The sequence below is a fragment of the Leucothrix pacifica genome, from assembly GCF_003172875.1.
Classification (GTDB): Bacteria; Pseudomonadota; Gammaproteobacteria; order Thiotrichales; family Thiotrichaceae; genus Leucothrix; species Leucothrix pacifica.
This window is the reverse complement of record NZ_QGKM01000045.1, coordinates 35,267-53,734: the sequence shown is the minus strand read 5'-3', so window position 1 is coordinate 53,734 and position 18,468 is coordinate 35,267. Positions and strand designations below refer to the sequence as shown.

The window sequence follows — 18,468 nt, the reverse complement described above, 5'->3', positions numbered from 1 at the left end:
ACTTTCAATCATAACTCAAATGCACCGGATGGGCGTGTTTTAAAATCGGATACCACTATTGGCAAAAACTATCTGTCTGAGCCTGAAATAAAACAACTAGAGCGCACAGTGTCGGGTTTTTTCGATTACATCGAAGGCATTATTGAGCGGCGTAGTTCGTTTACGATGGAAGGCTTTGCTGAGAGTGTGAATAAGTTTCTGGCGTTTAATGAGTACGAGATTTTGGAAGGTTACGGCAAGGTGTCGCGCGCTCAGGCAAAAGAGAAAGCCTTTGCGGAATATGACAAATTCAATAAGCAACAAAAGATTGAATCAGATTTTGACCGGGAAGTTAAAGCGTTGCTAACAAGGAAGGAAAGCGATGAGTAAACGGCACACCGAGGAAAAGCTCGAAACAGCGATCGAAGACTGTTTGCTAAATGTCCATGGGTATGAAAAAGGTCAGTCCGGTGATTATGATGCTGAGAAGGCGATGGAGCCACAGCGAGTTATTGACTTTATCAAAGCTACTCAGCAAAAGGTGTGGTCGGGTTTAGTCGCGGTACATGGTGCTGCTTCTGAGGGTATTTTACTGGATGGGTTGATTAAAGAGCTAAGTACCAAGGGAATGCTGAATATCTTGCGTAACGGCTTTAAGGTGTATGGCAAGCGATTTAAAGTAGCCAGCTTCGCGCCGAATAATAATAAAAATCCTGAGAGCTGGGCGCTTTATGCTGAGAATGTGCTGAGTGTAACGCGCCAGCTTTACTATGGTGAGAAGCACGGTAAATCCTTGGATATGGTGCTGTTTCTGAATGGCTTGCCCATTATCACTATCGAGCTAAAAAGCGAGTTGCCTGGTAATCAGAATGTTGAGGCGGCAAAGAAACAGTATAAAAAAGACAGAGATCACAACGAGCTGTTGTTTCAGTTCAAAAAGAGGGCGCTAGTTCATTTTGCAGTGGATGAAAATCTGGTGTTTATGAGTACGCGTTTAAGTGGTGCTAAAACCTTTTTCCTGCCGTTTAATCTGGGCTGTGATGATGGAGCGGGAAACCCTTTAGCGGCGGATGGTGGTTATAAAACGGCGTATTTGTGGCGAGAGGTTTTTGCGCGTGACAGTCTGTTGGATATTCTCGGGCGTTTTATGCATTTGCAAGTGGAGGATAAACGGATTCTCACGGACAAGGGCATTAAGAAAATCACTAAGGAGACGATGATCTTCCCGCGCTATCATCAGATGGACGCGGTAAGAAAGTTGATTTCACACACCAGGGCTAAAGGCTCTGGGCATAATTATTTAATTCAACATTCCGCGGGTTCAGGTAAGTCAAATTCTATTGCGTGGTTGGCACACCGTTTAAGTAGTTTGCATGATGCTCAGGATGAGAAGATCTTTGATTCAGTGGTGGTGATTACGGATCGCAGAGTACTGGATCAGCAATTGCAAAAAACTATTTATCAGTTTGATCATAAACAGGGTGTTGTTCAGAAGATTGATGAGGACACTCGCCAGTTAGTGCAGGCGTTGACGGGCGGCACGCCGATTATCATTAGTACCTTACAGAAGTTTCCGTTTATTGCTGAAACGTTGGAGAAGCTGAATAAAGATCGTGCGGGTGATGAAGCGATTGCATTAAGCACGGAAGGTAAGCGCTTTGCGGTGATTGTGGATGAGGCACATAGCTCACAGTCCGGCGAAAGTGCAATGGAGTTGAAGGGGGTATTGAATAAGGATGGTATAGCAGATGCCTCGGCGACTTATGTGAAAGACAATGGGCTGGATCTTGAAAACCTGAGTGAAGACGAGCAGGATCAAATGGATCAGGTTGTGAGGGAGATGCTGAAGCGTGGTAAGCAGCCGAATATTAGCTTTTTTGCCTTTACCGCAACGCCGAAATATAAAACGTTGAAGGTGTTTGATGAGCCCGGCCCGAGTGGTACATCTCCTTTTCACGGTTACACGATGAAGCAGGCCATTGAAGAGAAATTTATTCTTGATGTACTGAAAAACTATACGACTTATGAGGCTTATTTTCGCGTTACTCAATCGGCTGAAGAAGACCCGCACGTTGAGCGTAAAAAGGCTGCGCGTGCCTTAGCGCGTTTTCTGACGCTGCACCCGCATAATCTGGCGCAAAAAACGGAGGTGATGGTGGAGCATTTCCGTACGCATGTCCGTCACAAAATTGGCGGCCGGGCTAAGGCGATGGTGGTGACGGAGTCCCGCTTGCATGCAGTACGTTACAAGCAGGCATTTGATGCTTATATCAAGTCCAATGGTTATAAGGATGTTAAGTCTTTAGTGGCTTTCTCTGGTGTGTTACCTGACCCGGATATGCCAGATAAAAGCTGGACTGAAGTGGCTATGAATGGCGGGATTAAGGAGAGCGAGCTTCCTGAGAAGTTTGATTCTGATGAGTATCAGGTCTTGTTGGTTGCAGAGAAGTATCAGACGGGTTTTGATCAGCCTTTGTTACACACCATGTATGTTGATAAAAAATTAGCAGGCATTCAGGCTGTGCAAACACTGTCACGGTTGAACCGTACTTGCGCTGGTAAAGAAGATACGTTTGTACTCGATTTCAGAAACAAGCAGGATGAAATTTTTGAAGCGTTCAAGCCTTTCTATGTGCAAACGCCTGCTGAGGAGTTGACGGATGCTCAGCACCTTTATCGACTTCAGCATCAGATCGATGAGGCGGGTGTGATCTTTGAGGAGGAGGTTGTGGAGTTTTGCGGGGTTTATTTTAAACCTCGGCGAAAGGAGACGGTGCTTGATCATGGCAAAATGAATGGTGTGCTGGATAAAGCGGTTGAGCGTTTTAAGGCGTTACCGGAGGACGAGCAGGAGAGTCTTAAAGGGTTGTGTGTCAGTTTCCGTAATATGTATGGATTCTTATCTCAGGTGATTCCTTATCAGGACTCTGATCTGGAGCAGTTGTATACGTATTTACGTTTTCTGCTAACCAAATTGCCGCGAAGAGCATCAGGGCCCGCTTACCATTTGGAGGATGATGTTGAGTTGGAGTATTACCGGCTGCAGAAAATCAGTGAGGGGCAGATTGATTTAAAAGGCGGTCAGGCTGATCCTTTGAAGGGGCCGTCTGATGTAGGTACTGGTCAGGCTGGAGATGAAGACATTCGACTTTCCGAGCTGATTGATATTCTCAATGAGCGGTTCGGCACGGACTTTACGCAAGCTGATCAACTATTCTTTGACCAGATTCAAGAAGAAGCGGTGACTAATAGCGATTTAAAAGAAGCAGCGTCCGCTAATTCGAAAGATGATTTTCGTTATGTGTTTAACAAGGCGTTTGAAGGGCTTGTGATTGACAGAATGGAAGGCAATGAGGATATTTTTAAGAAGCTGATGGGGGATGCGGAGTTTAGAAGTCTGGCATCAGAGCATTTGCTGAATAAGGTTTATAAAGCGTTGCAGGATAAAGAGCAGGGTGATGATGATAGTTAGTTGGCATTGACCACAGAATAGCGGGCAATAAAAACCCCTAAGCAGATCATTCAATAATGACATCACTGAAAGGGGCCGTGTTGTTACTAACTATGAGGGAATCATTTATTTTGTCAACTATAATCGGCCAGTAGAGGAATAAACGGGTTCTTCTTTAGGACGCCCCCAGTACCGTCTAATTACTTCCAAATACCCCGAAAAGTAGTACTGGTCATTTGCTTCAAGTATTTGCATTCGTTCTGCTTTCCAGACCTTAGGTAATTTGTACCATGCCAAGCCCGGATGATCATGATGCACTGCATGTAAATTATTATTTAAGAATGCCAGACTAAGAATCGGGCAGGCTTCCACGATCACCGTGCGATGTTTCGGGTCATGCGCGATGCGATGTTCTAAGAATGAACGAACCAGTGATAAGGCGAGTCCCGGATATACAAAAAACAATAGATAATCCCAGAATGGGATATCACAGATGACCATGACCCAATACAGCGCCATTAAACAGGCGGTGCCATGCACTAACCAACGCTTAAGAGCGATCAGGTTACCACTGATTATCAAGCGTAATTCACTGTAAAACAGCACGACAGCAATGTGCACAGGTCCCCAGAAAAAGCGCCCGCTTAAGGTGTTGTAAAAGCGAAAATATTGCTTTACCCAGTAAGGGAAGTTCTTCCATCGTTCAGGGCTGACATAATAACTTTCCGGGTCACGCTTAGGATCAGTCAGGTCATCATTATTGTGGTGAATCAGGTGGGTTTCTTTATATAACGAAAAGGGAATCCACAAGGTAATCGCCGGAAACACCAAGGCCTGATTTAACCATTCCCAGCGCGTTGGGTGGCCATGTAAAACCTCATGCTGCAAGGAACTAAACAATGCCAGTGTGTAGGCAGCCAGCGTGATGATTAGCCAGAGTGGTAGTTGTTGGTAGCAATAGGTGAGGAGTGTAAAACTGAGCCAGTGTGCGACAATTACCCATACCGTTGGCCACTCTGTTGAGGCAGGAAGAAAGTGTTTGGATTGGTTTACCGAGCTCGACTGAGGGCTCGTCTTATTCTCCGCTCTATTGTGTTGTGTTTTCAATCCAGTGACCTCGCAATGATCGTGCAGGTCACTCTAGCAGTCACTCTGATTGCAAAGGAACTATCAAATAATGATCTTGTAAATCAGAAAAGCTGATTACTTCTGCAGATCGAAAGTGAAATCCATCATTAATATGCCACCTTATCGGGTAAGCACCTTAAACAGCAAAAACTGTGTAATGATTCCTCATGAGTCTCATGATGTATTTGCAGTTATGAGCTGTCACCAGAAAAGGTTTACCCCATGATTAGAAACAGAAATTCACTCACATCATTACTCATAGTGGTCGTAACAACCTGTGTGTTAATGCTTGGTATATGGTTTATGCTCACCAAAACCATAGAGAATGTCATTGAAAAAGAAGCCGAGTCTGAAGCGGTACATTGGATAGAGCACTTTGTGGCTCATCTTGACAGTATCGAAACGCTGGTTTCAAGCGGGGTGCCGGATCAAAAGCAGTCGGAAACTATCGATATTGCGGTTGAAGACAGTGAGATATTTCTGTTTAAAATTTTCCGCCCTGATGGTTCTACAGCATTTAGCTCAGATGAATATAAAACCGCACAAGTCACTGCACCTCTCATCCGTGATAGTCATAATGAAAAAGCGCGCGTAGTTTTTGAGACTGGCATCAATAATGTGGCAACGCTTGATGGTCGACAAACGCCCGGTAGACCAGATGTCTATGTGGAGGCTTATGTACCAATCATAGATAAGCAGGGAAAGCACGTAGGTGTAGCGGAAGTGTACATTGATCAAACTGAGATGACAGCGTCACTCAAGGATGGTTTTAGTTGGATCGCGCTGTTTTTACCAATATTTAGCGCATTCATCTTCTTGCTACCGGCGCTTGGATTGCTCAAAGAAAGCGCCACTGCTAAAAAGGCTAAAGCTGAAGCTGAAAAGCTCGCTAATTTTGATGCGCTGACGGGTTTGTATAATCGCCGCTCATTTACTGAAACAGCCAAGACTTACTTTGAAGATTTCAATTCGATTGGAACATTCTTCATTGATATTGATGATTTTAAGAAGATCAATGATGAGTACGGTCATGATGCTGGCGATGCTTTTTTACGTAGTGTTGCGCATACCTTAAAAAGTAGGCTAGGTGAAAACGCGATTTTCGCCCGGTTTGGTGGTGATGAATTTGTGGCTTGTATTGGTGACGTGTCGCAAGAAGAATTGCAATCGATTGCTCAGGACGTTTTGGCGAGTGTTGCCAAGGGCATGTCTCACCGGGGGCAGGCCATCCGCGGTCATGTCAGCATTGGATTGAATGTTGCCAGCAAGGACCAGTCTCTGTCAGATATGTTACATGCCGCTGATATCGCATTATATAAATCTAAAAATGGAGGTAAGAATACGATTACGTTCTTCTCTGATGATTTGAATGACGAGTTTAAACATCAGCAAAAACTGGAGAAATTACTCAATAAAGCTGTGGACGAGACTGGGCTTGAGTTATTTTTCCAATCCATTAATCAGCCAGAGACAAAAAAGATTCTCGGCTTCGAGGCGTTGCTACGACTCAGGGATGAACAAGGAGCGATCATTCCTCCGGATGAATTTATTCCAACAGCTGAACGTTTAGGCTTGATTAGAGACATCGGGAAGTGGGTATTGAGCGAGTCGGTGAAGGTGGCTAAGGATTGGCCGAAGGATATATTTATATCAGTCAATCTGTCCGCGGTTCAATTTGAGCAAGGTGATTTGCCTGTGTTTATTAAAGATTTGCTTCATGAGCATGATTTTCCACCCCATAGGTTGGAAGTGGAGGTCACTGAAAGTCTGCTTATTGGCGACGATGGCTCTACCCACAAACAGCTTGCAGCCATCAAGAGTCTAGGTGTGTCAATGGCCATGGATGACTTTGGTACTGGCTACTCCAGCCTGGCTTATCTTTGGAAATATGAGTTTGATAAGCTCAAGATCGATCGCTCGTTCTTGGTGGGCTACGATCAGAACCCAAAAAAGCTGGGTAAGGTGATTGGTTCCGTAGTTGATTTAGGTCATGGTATTGATATGTATGTAACGATGGAGGGTGTCGAAAGTAATAAACATGTCGATATTTTAACGGGCATGGGTTGTGATCAGTTACAGGGCTACTATTTTGGCAAGCCAATGTCTCTGGCGAATGCTCAGACTATGATGGAGGTGGCAGCCTAGCCGCACAGCCATATTCGGCGAATTGAAGCCAAGGAGCCTTATTGAGTCGATATCACATCCAAGAGCCGCGGATCATAACTAAACTCATCGGCGATCTTTTGATAATCATTCTGACGATCAAAGATGCCTTGCTTTAACAGCATTGTCTCACGTGCACTATCGAGTGATGCATCATTAAATGCAGCGTCCAGTGCATCTCGCATACGATGTTGGGTGTCTTTTGGTGTATTGCAACTAGTGACGTAAGGATGCGCTGGAGCTGCATCCGTTTGACCAATAATCTTTGTGCCATGGATAGCCGAAGGGCGATGCGTTTTCAGTAACTGATAAGTCACACAGTCAATGGCTGCAATATCCGCTGCTTTGCCTTGAATGGCTACTAAGCTATCAGCATGCGTGCCACTTTCAGTGATTTTCCGGAAGAAAAATCCATCCTTACTGAATGGCTGAATCATTGCCAGCAACCCTTGCATACCAGAATGCGACTCCCTGCCATTAATCACAGCCTCGCTATTATAGAGCTCAGAAATGTGTTGGTATGGACTGTCTTCGTGCACCACAATCCAACTGCTGTAATAGCCATCGTGACAACCTTCCACTGCCCAGTCGGTAATCAATAACACGTCCAGTGAGTGTTTAAACCCATAGACCACATCAAAGCCGCAGCATTGGCTGAGAAATAGCTCCTTGTGCTGCCACAGTGATTTAACCGGTAGATCGTGCAGCAAGTCTGCCGGTGCATCGCTAACCCCGGCCCGCTGCATATGTTTGTGTACACCAGCCCACCATGCATCGGTGGCTGCACGCACTTCCGGAAAGTCATACATCGGTAAACTGGCTTGCTTGCTCACTCTCTAAAATCCTCGTGATATATTGCGGTGATGATACGTTACTCCCTAAAACAACTTAGTTACTTCGTCGCTGCTGCCGAGCTGCGTTCCACCAGCGCTGCAGCACGCGTTTTACACGTTTCTCAGCCCTCTATTTCCGGTGCGATTAAGCAGCTGGAAGAAAGCTTCGGGCAGACGTTGGTCATCCGGCTTAAAGGGCAGGGTGTAACGCCTACGCCATACGGTCAGCAGTTAATGATTCGCTCAAAACAGTTGTTGAATATGGCCAGCAATCTGTATTCCGACTGCACGACGGAAATGGCTGGTTCGGTATCATTGGGAAGTTTTACGGACATCAGTCCCTATTATATTCCGGAAATTTTGCGCGAAATGCAACAGGCTTATCCTGACATCGAGGCACGTATCGTGAACGCGGGACTCAATGAAATTCCAACGGCACTCAAGCGTGGGGGTCTTGACCTTGCCATTACCTACGGAGTTTTACCGGAAGATGGGCTTGTTTATGAGCGCCTGAAAACCGTGTCGCCCCATGCGATGTTGGCTGCAGAGCATCCATTAGCATCACTGGAGCAAGTGCCGTTAGTTAAATTATTAGAGCATCCTTTTGTACTGTCTGATGCACCTTATGCCAGTGATTATCTGATGATGGCGCTGAGTGGTTTGGGCTGGATTCCGAAGATTGCACACAACGCTCAAAACTTCGAATTGCAAAGGGGCATGGTGGCGAACCGACTAGGTGTGTCGTTGGTGTATACACAGCCTTTGTGTACCAAAAGCTATGATGGTAAAGACTTGGTGTTCCGGCCCTTGGTTGAGTCATTGCCTACTCAGGATATTGTACTGGTCAGAAATAAGCATCTGGAATTAACACCTGTAACTGCCGCGGTTTGGCAGTTGATTAAATCTTCAGTGAAAGAGGAATAATTCTAACTAAATCTAAATTTTTGCCGTTCAAATGCTTGTTATACTCGGTTCATCTCACCGACAAAGGAGTAAGCGCATGCGTAAAAACTATATAGTTTTTACCGATTTAGACGGCACACTATTAGATCATCACGATTACAGTCATGCTGCCGCTCAAACCGCCTTAGACAGGCTTTCATTGCTCGATATCCCTGTTATTCTCAACTCTAGTAAAACCCTCAGTGAGTTGGAATTCATTGCAAGAGATCTTAATCTCAACTCTCCCCGAATTGCTGAAAATGGCAGTTTAGTTGCTTATCCGGATACCGGAAAAATGCACGTTTTTGGTGCGGACTATTCGCAGATATGCCAGCAACTCGTTGATTTACGTGAGCGGCATGATTATTGCTTCAAAGGTTTTAGTGATTGGAGCGCTCAACAGATAGCCGAGATTACCGGCTTATCTGTAGAGGCTGCCGAACGCGCGGGCTCGAGGCTAGCTAGCGAGCCGTTACTTTGGCAAGATGACGAAGCATTACTCAAACCGTTCCGTGAACAACTTGCGAGTGCCGGTTTAAGCTTAAAGCGTGGTGGTCGCTTCTGGCATGTGATGGGTAATGCCGACAAAGTGCATGCCATGAATTACCTCAAACAGGAATATAGCAAAGGCGACGACACGCCTGTTGTGATTGCCTTAGGGGATGGACCAAATGACCGTGACATGCTGGCTGCGGCTGATATTGCGATCATTGTTTACAATCCGGATGGCGTTAACATCGATATTCCCGACAGAGAAGATCAACGTGTTATTCGCACAGAACTGCCCGGACCTCAAGGCTGGGGCGCAACGATCAATGCACTACTAGACGAATAAAAATTAATTCAATACAAGGAACAAGTATGTCTGATTTCAAACAGAACGGTGCCATTACAACACTCCATAAGCTGCCCGGTTACAACCTGGAACATATCGAAAATCAGCTGCGTAAGTTTTCAAAACGCCACCCCATGACGTTGATTCTGCCTTCTCTGTTTTCTGAGTTAGAAGGGCCGGCGTTGGCGGGGATATTAAAGGAATTGAGTCAGGCGGATTATATCAATGAGATTGTGATTGGGCTGGATCAGGCGGATGCTGAACAATTTGAGTTTGCGAAATCCTTCTTTAGCGATCTACCTCAGAAAAAGAGCATTTTGTGGAATGATGGTCCACGACTGCGGGAGATTGCCGGAGAACTGGAAGCGCGCGGTTTAGCACCGGATCAACCGGGTAAAGGTCGCAATGTGTGGTATTGCATTGGCTATATTCTGGCGGCGAATAACAGTAAAGCTGTGGCGCTGCACGACTGCGATATCCTCACTTATACACGCGATATTCCGGCGCGACTGTTTTATCCCATTGTTAATCCGGCATTGGATTTTGAGTTTTGTAAGGGTTACTACACCCGCGTCAACAGCAAAGGCCAGCTCAGTGGTCGTGTCACGCGTTTATTCGTTCAGCCGCTGATTACCTCACTAAAGAAAATACTTGGACACACGGATTATCTGGAGTTTATGGATGCTTTCCGTTATCCCTTATCGGGCGAATTCTCTTTGAGTACTGACTTGCTGGCAGCGATGCGTATCCCGAGTGACTGGGGATTGGAGGTCGGTATTCTTTCTGAGGCATACCGCAACACCACAACACGACGAGTATGTCAGGTGGATATTGCTGATAACTATGACCACAAACATCAGGAAATGGGTAAGGGCGACTACACTGATGGTTTATCGCGCATGGCACATGAGATTGCCAAAGCGATGTTCCGCAAGCTGGGCACAGAAGGCACGATTATGAATCAGGCATTCTTCCGCGCACTAAAAGCAGTGTATCTTCGCGAAGCATTGGATATGTTGGAGCGTTACGATGCGGATGCTCATATTAATGGATTGACGGTGGATATCCACTCGGAAGAGCGCGCGGTGGAAGGCTTTGCCAATAGTATTCTGGATGCTGGCGATACTTATATGGAAAGCCCGCGAGAGACCCCGTTTATCCCGAACTGGATGCGGGTGTTGAGTGCTGAGCCTGATTTATCGGAGCGAATTTTGCAGGCGGTTGAGTTGGATAATGCTGATTAGGCAGTGTAGGTAATAGTGTCATCTGGAAAACACTAGCCGGTTTGAGTTGTCCCAAACCGGCTTATTTAAATAGCTAGCAGTGATTACTCAACCGTCAACCAATGACAAGCATAAGGCTTTAGCTTCAACTCCCCATTCTCATGAGTCAAAGCCTGATCACTCAATAAATCCCGCCACTTGCTAAGGTCACTACCAAGTAAGGCTCTCAAGAAACCATCATTCACACTCTTGAACGTCTTAGTAAAGTTGTACAGCGCAACAATTTTCTGACCATTTTCCGCGACGCGCATAATACCTAATAACTGATTGTCGAGATCCAGTACCAACTGCTCAGCATCCGGATGAAACGCTGCTTGTTCACGACGAATTTTGATACGTCGTGAGTACTCTTCCATCAGGATCGAGGTGCTGCTTTCCGGCACTTCCAGCAGGGCAGATAGCTCATCCATATCCCACTGATGACGGTTAATCGCGCGAGTCATGCCGGTGACTTCAACACGCTTATGGTCGTTTGGAGTGCCGAGTAAGGAGTGTAAATAAATCCCCGGAACACCGCGCAATGACAAGGCTACCGTCTGTGATAATAAGAAGCGTGCAACCTGCCAGGGTGCTGACTGATGGCCTGCATTACGGAAAGAATCATAGTAGGTGACATTGATTTCATAAGGCACATCCACACCGTCAGTATTGCGACGTGTAGATACGTAAGCACCACCAGCACGCATATCATCCAGCAGTTGTTTCAGCTCTTCATCCGGTAGCAAACCTTCCAATGGACGCACCCCAATACCATCATGGGATGCGGTAAAGTTGAAGTAGGTGCAGCCTTCCGGTGGGGGCGTGAGGTGCTTGAGCCAGTCGTATAAATACAGTGTGTTGCTGCTATGAATAGCGTGAAGCAACAGCGGTGGCAAACTGAACTGATAGACCATTTGTGCTTCGTCACCGTCCCCAAAATAACTGATGTTTTCCTCATGCGGTACATTGGTTTCCGTGAGGATGATCGAGCCAGGGCATACAGCCTCAGTCAGGTCTCGCATCAGTTTGACAACTTCGTGAGTTTGCGGCAAGTGCAAGCAATTGGTGCCTTCTTCCTTCCACAAGAAAGCAATCGCATCTAATCGCGTGATCCGTGATCCCTGAGTGAGATAGAACAGCAGAATGTCGAGCATCTCTAGCAGCACTTTTGGATTGCGATAATTAAGATCAACCTGATCAGCACTAAAGGTCGTCCACACGTGGCGCAAACCATCGTGGGTTGGGATTTCGGTAAGCAAAGGCGTACTACGCGGACGAACTACTTGCGACCAGTCACCGTCAGGATCTTCGTAAATAAAGAAGTCGCGGTAAGGATCACGGTCACCACGAAAGTCAGCAAAGTAGAGGCTAACGCGTGAGCAGTGGTTGAGTACAAAGTCGAACATCAGCTCGAACTTGTCACCCAGTGCATTCACTTCACCCCAGCCCCCGAGATCAGAGCGAATCGAGCGATAATCTGCGACCGAGAAGCCATCATCTGAGGTGTAGGGGAAAATGGGTAACAAATGAATCACACTGAATAAGTCCGTTAAACGCTCATCAGCAAATGTTTTTAAGCAGCGTAGCGAAGACTTCTCATCTTTTTTTGTGATGCTATCGCCGTAGCTGATTAACACGACATCTTTTTCATCCCAGATGGGTTTGAAGTTGGTGTTGGCTAAGTCGTCACTATAGTGTTGAATGCGTTCCTGAAGGCTGGCGAGTAGTTCATCTGACTGCTCCGGGGTGTAAAGCTTAGTCAGTCGGTCACGGATACGTTTTTGTACTGCCGGTTTAAGCTCGGTCACGTAGAATGCTCCTGAATTGGATGTTTTCGAACGAATGAGATGCTTGTGCTTAGATTTTACCTGTTTTTAATTCTGACTAAAATGGAATAGTAATGAATCAACGTCAATTTATGGCATCACTCACTAAGCAACAACGAGTCTACTTTGCGCAAAAGTCAGATGTAGAAGGGCTGAAGCGTCTGTTGCAACAGTGGTTATTGATTGCCGTGTTGATGGCACTCGTGTTGCTGAGTCAGTCATTATTGCTCAAATTGGTTTTCATGTTACCTCTTGGAATTTTGCTGGTCTTCCAGTTCACTTTATTGCACGAAACCAGCCACCGCACACCATTCAAAAGCCGACACATCAATGATGCAGTGGGTAATCTATGTGGGTTTATTTTGCTGCTGCCACCAGAGTGGTTTCGATTGTTTCACCTGGAACATCACAGACATACGAATGATCCGGAAAAAGACCCTGAACTGGCGAGTGATAAACCACAAACGCACCGTCAATATTTATTACATATCAGTGGTTTAACGGTTTGGTGGGGTTCCGCTAAGTCATTATGGAGCAATGCCACCAATACTATTGATGAGGTATATATCCCGGAAGGTAAATCAGCAGGAATCCAGCGAGAGGCACGTATTTATCTGGCCTTATATGTGGCAGCTGCTATTGCCATTTTATTAGGAAATACCGTGTTGTTGAGCGTGTGGATTGTTCCGGTATTACTTGGCCAACCGTTTCTGCGTTTGTATTTGTTGGCAGAACATGCCGGCTGTCCGCATACATCCAATCTTTTTGAAAACACCCGAACCACTTACACGAATAAGCTGGTGCGTTGGCTAGCGTGGAATATGCCTTACCATGCGGAGCATCATGTCTATCCAGCTGTGCCATTTTATAAACTGGCGGAGGTGCATGAGTTAAGCAAACAATATTTGGCCGTCACGTCTGATGGTTATATGCGGTTTAATCGTGATTATTGGAAAAACACCCGACAGCCTCATTCCTGATAGCTAATGATGTGAGTCAAATCGCTATCTGATCAGGTCTGCAAAACGTTGGGCCAGTAACATTCATCTCTGTAGGGAGTCAAAGATGTTACTGACCCAAATGGTTCGCACCGGGAGAGTTTATTATTTTTATATAGAGTACTTTTGTGTAGATGGATTAACGCTTGTATACATCGAAATGCTCATCATAACGCGCGACATAGTCGTCATCGGCTAATGGTAAATGACAGGTTCTGCATGCTGCGAAGTCAGACGTTGCCGGAGTTTTTCCGTCAGCCAGATAAGCAGAATAAATCCAGTCTCCATTATCAATCGTTCCGGCAGGCTGCTTACTTTTCCAGCCTTCGCCCTTTTCCATAATGAAAATTTTCGATAACTTACTTTTGATCAGGCGTCCGTTTTTATCCATGACTGCTTTACCGTCTGCCGTCTTTTGCGCATCGTATAATTCCATGACAGAAATTGTGCCTGATGGAAAATCATCACCACGCTGTGTTTTCATTCCAGCTTGATTGATATACAACTCACGCACCTGAGCGGTCTTTACTTTATCGACCGTCTTCACAAACTTAGGCCAGCTACGATAATCAGCAGGGACAGCGGTATCGCCATCTTGCTTATCCTGCATTTTCATCATGCCGTTTTGTTGATAAGTGTTGTTAGTCTCATTAGAGCCAGAGCTGCCATACATACAAGCGGTCAGGACGGTGCTCAGAGCTAATGCGGTCGTGATTGCAATAGGTCCCTGAAGTTTTACGAATGTCTTTTTCATGGTCGTCACCTTTTGTCCTTGTTTATAATCATCTGTGCTTGGGTTTACGCAGACAAAATTCTAAGTGGATTCACTTTTTTTAATTTATTTTCACATCAGTGGAGTGAGCAATGATCACATGGCCAGCAGTCATTAAATACGATGGTGATAATGAATTGGGGTATGTAGCATCTCAGCTTGAGTGGGAGACTGATCCGGATTTTAGTGAATTTCGTTACAGCGAGGCTGATCAGCTGATTGACTCAGTTGGAGTTATTTACAGTTTAGAAGAGGGTTCTGATGGTGTAGCGTCACCCAAGAATACAGGTAATAAGATCAGTTTGGATGACATCACTTTAATGCTGAGAGAGCATGCCTCAGCGCTGGAGAATTGCTGCGTGTCGAAGCTTGGATTTTACTCGATTGCTGAAGCAGTAGGGACAGCTGGAGACTTGAAGTAGCAGTTATAATTTTACGATTATCATGCATGTTTAAACATCCGATGGATATATCGGCTTTAGTCAGGCGTACTTTAAGAGTCTGCGATGACGACTAGCAACAACACTAAGCCGACGTTAGAAATTATCATCGCCATGATGATCGCCGGCACCATTGGCAACTTCGCAATTAGCTCTGGTTAAAGCTTCTCTTCCCGAACTTACAGCGATTTCTGGCTCGCAATTAAGCGCTCTACTAAGTCAGGAAAACGCGACTCATCCACATTGGCGAAAGCAAAACGAATGTACTGCTCCTGATCTTCACCAAACGATTCTCCCGGTATAGAAAGCACCTCAAACTCCTCCACTAAGCGTCGGGAGACAGTCATTGAGTCTTCTGCAAACGGGTGTTTCACGTAGGCAAAATAAGCGCCCACGCTCAGCAGTTTGTATTTCAAATCAGAGTGGTTAAATGCTTGTTTAAGCGCCTCACCACGCTGCTGTATGGATTCGAATTTTTCACGCTTCCAATCCGCCAGATGTTTAATCCCATAAGTCGCTGCAAGCTGTCCACTGTGAGGCGCGCATATCACGGCACAGTCCTGTATTTTCTCCAGCTGTTTAAGCAGAGATTGTGAGCAGACAATGGCACCGACTCGCTCACCGGTTAGTGCAAAGACTTTTGAAAAGCTATAGAGATGGATAAAGGTATCCGACCAATCCTGATGCTGGAAGAGGTGATGTGGTGGTTTGTCTAAATCAATAAAATCACGGTAGGTTTCATCAACGATTAGTGCCACATTATTCGCTTTGGCTAGTTGGTAAAATTGCTCGATACATTCCGGACTATAGGTTGCGCCAGTAGGATTATTAGGCGTCACCAACACGATTGCTTTGGTCCGTTCACTGATCAGATCATTCACCTCAGCAGGGTCCGGAATAGCGGTATCGGTATTGAGCGTGAGGTAGCGAGGAACGATGCCACGAATGTTTAACCACATCTGATGGTTGAAGTAGCAGGGGAGGGCAACAATCACCTCATCAGCTTCCTCGCACAAAGCGTCGATGACAGCGGAAAATGCCTGATTGCAGCCTGCCGTTATAACCGCATCATCGGCAGTAATCGAGGCTTGATAGCGCTGGTTAATATCATCTGCAAGCGCACTACGAAGTGGCTCGATGCCTTCCCATGAGGTGTAACCAGCTCCATCACCATTACGCACCACTTCAGCTAGATAATCAAGTAACGCTTGTGCCGGAAGATGCGCAGGAACTGCCTGACACATGTCGATTAGCTTGGGAGAGTCCGGATCTTTAACCCACGATTTTACTTCGGCAATGGGGGCTGCAGAACACTGTGCGACGTGAGTATTGGTGATCATGAGTTTCTCCGGTTGAGTTTGCATAAGCTGAAATGAGTCGTGTGAAACAACTCTTCGTTTGCTTATTGAGACTACCAGCGAAGAGAATGACTACCAAGATAAATAGTACACACAAATAAAATACGCCCGAGAACAACAAGATAGCTACATTAGTGTTAGTGCAGTTTATCCAGAGCTCTCAGGCGCAGGGGGGAAGCTTGAATGGAGTAATTATGACGCTTGTGAGTCAAATATCGTCACCGGAAGCTCGGTGCTCAACGGCTTGATTCCCCGGTAATCACCGCTGTTGGTCGACACAACAAACTCATGACTTTGCCATGGTGACAGCGTGATACTGCCTTTTGTTGCTAGCGCGGCCTGAATCAAACGACCTGAACGTCTACTGTTCTGTTAAACACAGGATGTGCACTGCTGATTTGAAGTTGGTTTTCAGCAATATTAGTCAGAGCGGGTAGCTCAACACCTGCCAGATTTGCCTCATCCGCCATCTCAATGCCGATCGCTTTCACATCAAACGTTAAACGATCACCGTCTGACATCACCATCATGCCATTGACTGCTTTTTTGTCATCCTGATTGACAGTAACAACCAGAGTGTCATCGACTTGATACAGTGAGATAGGCTCGCGAACGTCCAGCATTTGCAGCTTGCCACTTTCATTGATAAGCGTGACTTTCTCGCGACCAAACAACGTTTCCTGAATGATTTTAATATCACCATTACCTAGAATTCGGTTACCTGCAACCTCATCAAAAAGTAGTGGGTCTGTAACTGCTGCTTTACCTGCTAGTGCCAAGCTGGAAATACCACCGATTGATAAGGCGGAAACGGCAGCCGTCCCTTTCAAGAAGGTGCGGCGTGTAATAGGGTTGGTTTTCTTCGGCATTTGTGTCCTCCGACTCAATGGATCTGTCATGCAGGTAGGTTGTTTCCTAGTGTTTTGTTTAAACAATATATGTTATAACAAGTTTATGTCAAGTAAGTTCAATTCTAATCAGCAGAATTAATTACAACAATTTAAAGAAGCTTTGGGTGCATACGCCTATTTAATCTGATTTACTTAGCCATTAATTCATTAGTAAGAGTCAGATGTGATGAGCGACGCGACGAACAAAGACTACTTCGAAAATAAAGCGGCAGATTATGAGAACGACAGTAACCGAGTGGCCACCCGCCATGAAATTGCTGACGCCATAAGTGACAAAATCAAACTCACTAAAGACATGCACCTGATGGACTTTGGGTCTGGCACGGGCATGTTATTGGAGCGCATCGCGCCACAGGTCGCAAAGATCACTGCGGTTGATATTTCTGCTTCAATGAATGAACAACTGCGCAGTAAACAAGACGATATCGCCTGTGAGCTGGAGATTCTGCAAATGGATCTGTGCACACAGGAACTTCCGCAAACCTTTGATGGCATTATCTCCTCAATGACCATGCATCATATTGATGACGTGCCTGATATGTTTACAAAAATGCATCTGATGATGAAGCCGGGCGGATTTATCGCGCTGGCTGACCTGGAAACAGAAGATGGCAGTTTTCACACCGAAGACACGGGTGTGTTTCACTACGGCTTTTCAGCAGATGACCTAATCCGTTTTGCGACTGACGCGGGGTTTAAAAAAGCCAACGTCTCGCAAGCTAGTGTGATTAGTAAACCGGGCAAAGATTACCCTGTGCTGCTACTAACGGCTCAGGTTTAGGCAGAGGGAAAGCGATGGATTTATTGCAAGAGGAAGAGATTAGTTGTCCTTATTGTGGTGAGCCACTGGATGTGTTGATTGATCCGCAGGACGTGGGTCAGGAATATATCGAGGACTGTCAGGTGTGTTGCCGTCCGATTAACTTCATGATTACTGAAGATGAAATGGGAGAAATGCGCGTGACAGTGAGGGCAGATGATGAGATGTGATGGCCGGGTCTCAGTTTGGATATAGCCATGTCGGTATCAGTAATGCAACCAGCATCACAATAGAACTGGGGAGTTGCTAAACTTCCAACACCCCATTCTCCTTCACCGCCTGCATACACACATAGGTCGATGTGCTCTGCACGTTTGGCAGCGTGGAAATTTTCTCGCCTAGCACTCGCCGATAAGCCTGAATATCACGCGTTCGTACCTTTAACAGATAATCAAATGCGCCTGCAATCATATGGCACTGCTCAATTTCTGTAATTTTGCGGGCAGCCTCATTAAACGCTTCAAGGCTACTCTCTGAGGTGTTTTTTAGTTTTACTTCAGCAAAAGCAACATGCTCCAGCCCCAGTAACTCGGCATTCAACTCCGCTCTAAAGCCTTTGATATAGCCATCCTGCTGCAAACGTTTTAGTCTCACCTGACAGGGGCTTTTGCTCAGCCCAACCTTGTCGGCTAAGTCTGTGACAGAGATTCGACCGTACTGCGATAAAATGGCCAGCATATTATGGTCATACTGATCTAATTGCCTGTCTGTCTTGCTGTTTTTGCTCATTTTGATATCTAGGGTTTAAAT

The 18,468-nt window shown here is 45.8% G+C and carries 17 protein-coding genes; 10 read left to right on the top strand and 7 right to left on the bottom strand.

Annotation, left to right across the window (positions count from 1 at the left end):
- Both rhuM and DKW60_RS14935 read left to right on the top strand, forming a co-directional pair.
- Positions 1 to 369, top strand: a 369-nt coding sequence (rhuM, locus tag DKW60_RS14940; RefSeq protein WP_146203493.1) for a RhuM family protein, incomplete at its 5' end; no start/stop codon positions are given.
- Entirely contained in the window at positions 362 to 3,451 is a 3,090-nt protein-coding gene (locus tag DKW60_RS14935; RefSeq protein ID WP_109838462.1) for a type I restriction endonuclease subunit R, read from the top strand. The genes rhuM and DKW60_RS14935, both read left to right, overlap by 8 nt.
- Before the next feature lie 117 nt (positions 3,452 to 3,568).
- Here the strand turns inward: DKW60_RS14935 and DKW60_RS14930 are convergent, their stop codons facing one another.
- Positions 3,569 to 4,537, bottom strand: coding sequence for a fatty acid desaturase (locus tag DKW60_RS14930; RefSeq protein WP_181389719.1), 969 nt, complete (start codon positions 4,535 to 4,537; stop codon positions 3,569 to 3,571).
- Positions 4,538 to 4,780: 243 nt separating this feature from the next.
- On the opposite strand from DKW60_RS14930, the gene DKW60_RS14925 reads away from it, so the two are divergent.
- Positions 4,781 to 6,703: a putative bifunctional diguanylate cyclase/phosphodiesterase gene (locus DKW60_RS14925; RefSeq protein ID WP_109838460.1), complete on the top strand. Its 1,923-nt coding sequence runs from the start codon at positions 4,781 to 4,783 to the stop codon at positions 6,701 to 6,703.
- Between the two features lie 38 nt (positions 6,704 to 6,741).
- On the opposite strand, the gene DKW60_RS14920 is transcribed toward DKW60_RS14925, so the two are convergent.
- A complete protein-coding gene (locus tag DKW60_RS14920; RefSeq protein WP_109838459.1) occupies positions 6,742 to 7,554 on the bottom strand; it encodes a phosphate/phosphite/phosphonate ABC transporter substrate-binding protein in 813 nt (270 codons plus the stop codon).
- Positions 7,555 to 7,584: 30 nt separating this feature from the next.
- On the opposite strand from DKW60_RS14920, the gene DKW60_RS14915 reads away from it, so the two are divergent.
- From DKW60_RS14915 to DKW60_RS14905, 3 genes are all read left to right on the top strand, one after another.
- On the top strand, positions 7,585 to 8,478 hold the full coding sequence (locus DKW60_RS14915; protein WP_109838458.1) for a LysR family transcriptional regulator: 894 nt from the start codon (positions 7,585 to 7,587) through the stop codon (positions 8,476 to 8,478).
- Positions 8,479 to 8,554: 76 nt separating this feature from the next.
- Positions 8,555 to 9,331: an HAD-IIB family hydrolase gene (locus DKW60_RS14910; RefSeq protein WP_181389718.1), complete on the top strand. Its 777-nt coding sequence runs from the start codon at positions 8,555 to 8,557 to the stop codon at positions 9,329 to 9,331.
- Positions 9,332 to 9,357: 26 nt separating this feature from the next.
- Positions 9,358 to 10,575: a glycosyltransferase family protein gene (locus DKW60_RS14905; protein ID WP_109838456.1), complete on the top strand. Its 1,218-nt coding sequence runs from the start codon at positions 9,358 to 9,360 to the stop codon at positions 10,573 to 10,575.
- A gap of 83 nt (positions 10,576 to 10,658) precedes the next feature.
- Here the strand turns inward: DKW60_RS14905 and DKW60_RS14900 are convergent, their stop codons facing one another.
- Positions 10,659 to 12,401: a sugar phosphorylase gene (locus DKW60_RS14900; protein WP_109838455.1), complete on the bottom strand. Its 1,743-nt coding sequence runs from the start codon at positions 12,399 to 12,401 to the stop codon at positions 10,659 to 10,661.
- A gap of 92 nt (positions 12,402 to 12,493) precedes the next feature.
- On the opposite strand from DKW60_RS14900, the gene DKW60_RS14895 reads away from it, so the two are divergent.
- A complete protein-coding gene (locus DKW60_RS14895) occupies positions 12,494 to 13,399 on the top strand; it encodes a fatty acid desaturase (RefSeq protein WP_109838454.1) in 906 nt (301 codons plus the stop codon).
- A 157-nt stretch (positions 13,400 to 13,556) separates the two neighbouring features.
- Here the strand turns inward: DKW60_RS14895 and DKW60_RS14890 are convergent, their stop codons facing one another.
- Positions 13,557 to 14,171, bottom strand: coding sequence for a cytochrome P460 family protein (locus DKW60_RS14890; RefSeq protein WP_109838453.1), 615 nt, complete (start codon positions 14,169 to 14,171; stop codon positions 13,557 to 13,559).
- 110 nt (positions 14,172 to 14,281) lie between these two features.
- Here DKW60_RS14890 and DKW60_RS14885 point away from each other — a divergent pair, with 110 nt between their 5' ends.
- The gene (locus DKW60_RS14885; RefSeq protein WP_109838452.1) at positions 14,282 to 14,611 is read left to right on the top strand and encodes a DUF4144 family protein; all 330 of its coding nucleotides are present in this window, start codon (positions 14,282 to 14,284) and stop codon (positions 14,609 to 14,611) included.
- Positions 14,612 to 14,808: 197 nt separating this feature from the next.
- On the opposite strand, the gene DKW60_RS14880 is transcribed toward DKW60_RS14885, so the two are convergent.
- Entirely contained in the window at positions 14,809 to 15,969 is a 1,161-nt protein-coding gene (locus tag DKW60_RS14880) for an aminotransferase (protein WP_181389717.1), read from the bottom strand.
- Between the two features lie 362 nt (positions 15,970 to 16,331).
- The gene (locus tag DKW60_RS14875; RefSeq protein WP_109838450.1) at positions 16,332 to 16,856 is read right to left on the bottom strand and encodes a twin-arginine translocation signal domain-containing protein; all 525 of its coding nucleotides are present in this window, start codon (positions 16,854 to 16,856) and stop codon (positions 16,332 to 16,334) included.
- Between the two features lie 208 nt (positions 16,857 to 17,064).
- Here DKW60_RS14875 and DKW60_RS14870 point away from each other — a divergent pair, with 208 nt between their 5' ends.
- Complete coding sequence (locus tag DKW60_RS14870; protein WP_109838449.1) at positions 17,065 to 17,679, top strand: class I SAM-dependent DNA methyltransferase; 615 nt, start codon at positions 17,065 to 17,067, stop codon at positions 17,677 to 17,679.
- Between the two features lie 14 nt (positions 17,680 to 17,693).
- Positions 17,694 to 17,888, top strand: a complete 195-nt coding sequence (locus DKW60_RS14865) for a CPXCG motif-containing cysteine-rich protein (RefSeq protein ID WP_109838448.1) — start codon at positions 17,694 to 17,696, stop codon at positions 17,886 to 17,888.
- A 76-nt stretch (positions 17,889 to 17,964) separates the two neighbouring features.
- Here the strand turns inward: DKW60_RS14865 and DKW60_RS14860 are convergent, their stop codons facing one another.
- A complete protein-coding gene (locus tag DKW60_RS14860; protein WP_109838447.1) occupies positions 17,965 to 18,447 on the bottom strand; it encodes an Lrp/AsnC family transcriptional regulator in 483 nt (160 codons plus the stop codon).
- Positions 18,448 to 18,468: the final 21 nt, after the last annotated feature.

Coding starts and splice junctions, on each gene's coding strand:
- DKW60_RS14935 (WP_109838462.1), top strand. CDS start 362: ATGAGTAAACGGCACACCGAGGAAAAGCTCGAAACAGCGATCGAAGAC.
- DKW60_RS14925 (WP_109838460.1), top strand. CDS start 4,781: ATGATTAGAAACAGAAATTCACTCACATCATTACTCATAGTGGTCGTA.
- DKW60_RS14915 (WP_109838458.1), top strand. CDS start 7,585: ATGATACGTTACTCCCTAAAACAACTTAGTTACTTCGTCGCTGCTGCC.
- DKW60_RS14910 (WP_181389718.1), top strand. CDS start 8,555: ATGCGTAAAAACTATATAGTTTTTACCGATTTAGACGGCACACTATTA.
- DKW60_RS14905 (WP_109838456.1), top strand. CDS start 9,358: ATGTCTGATTTCAAACAGAACGGTGCCATTACAACACTCCATAAGCTG.
- DKW60_RS14895 (WP_109838454.1), top strand. CDS start 12,494: ATGAATCAACGTCAATTTATGGCATCACTCACTAAGCAACAACGAGTC.
- DKW60_RS14890 (WP_109838453.1), bottom strand. CDS start 14,171: ATGAAAAAGACATTCGTAAAACTTCAGGGACCTATTGCAATCACGACC.
- DKW60_RS14885 (WP_109838452.1), top strand. CDS start 14,282: ATGATCACATGGCCAGCAGTCATTAAATACGATGGTGATAATGAATTG.
- DKW60_RS14880 (WP_181389717.1), bottom strand. CDS start 15,969: ATGATCACCAATACTCACGTCGCACAGTGTTCTGCAGCCCCCATTGCC.
- DKW60_RS14875 (WP_109838450.1), bottom strand. CDS start 16,856: ATGCCGAAGAAAACCAACCCTATTACACGCCGCACCTTCTTGAAAGGG.
- DKW60_RS14870 (WP_109838449.1), top strand. CDS start 17,065: ATGAGCGACGCGACGAACAAAGACTACTTCGAAAATAAAGCGGCAGAT.
- DKW60_RS14865 (WP_109838448.1), top strand. CDS start 17,694: ATGGATTTATTGCAAGAGGAAGAGATTAGTTGTCCTTATTGTGGTGAG.
- DKW60_RS14860 (WP_109838447.1), bottom strand. CDS start 18,447: ATGAGCAAAAACAGCAAGACAGACAGGCAATTAGATCAGTATGACCAT.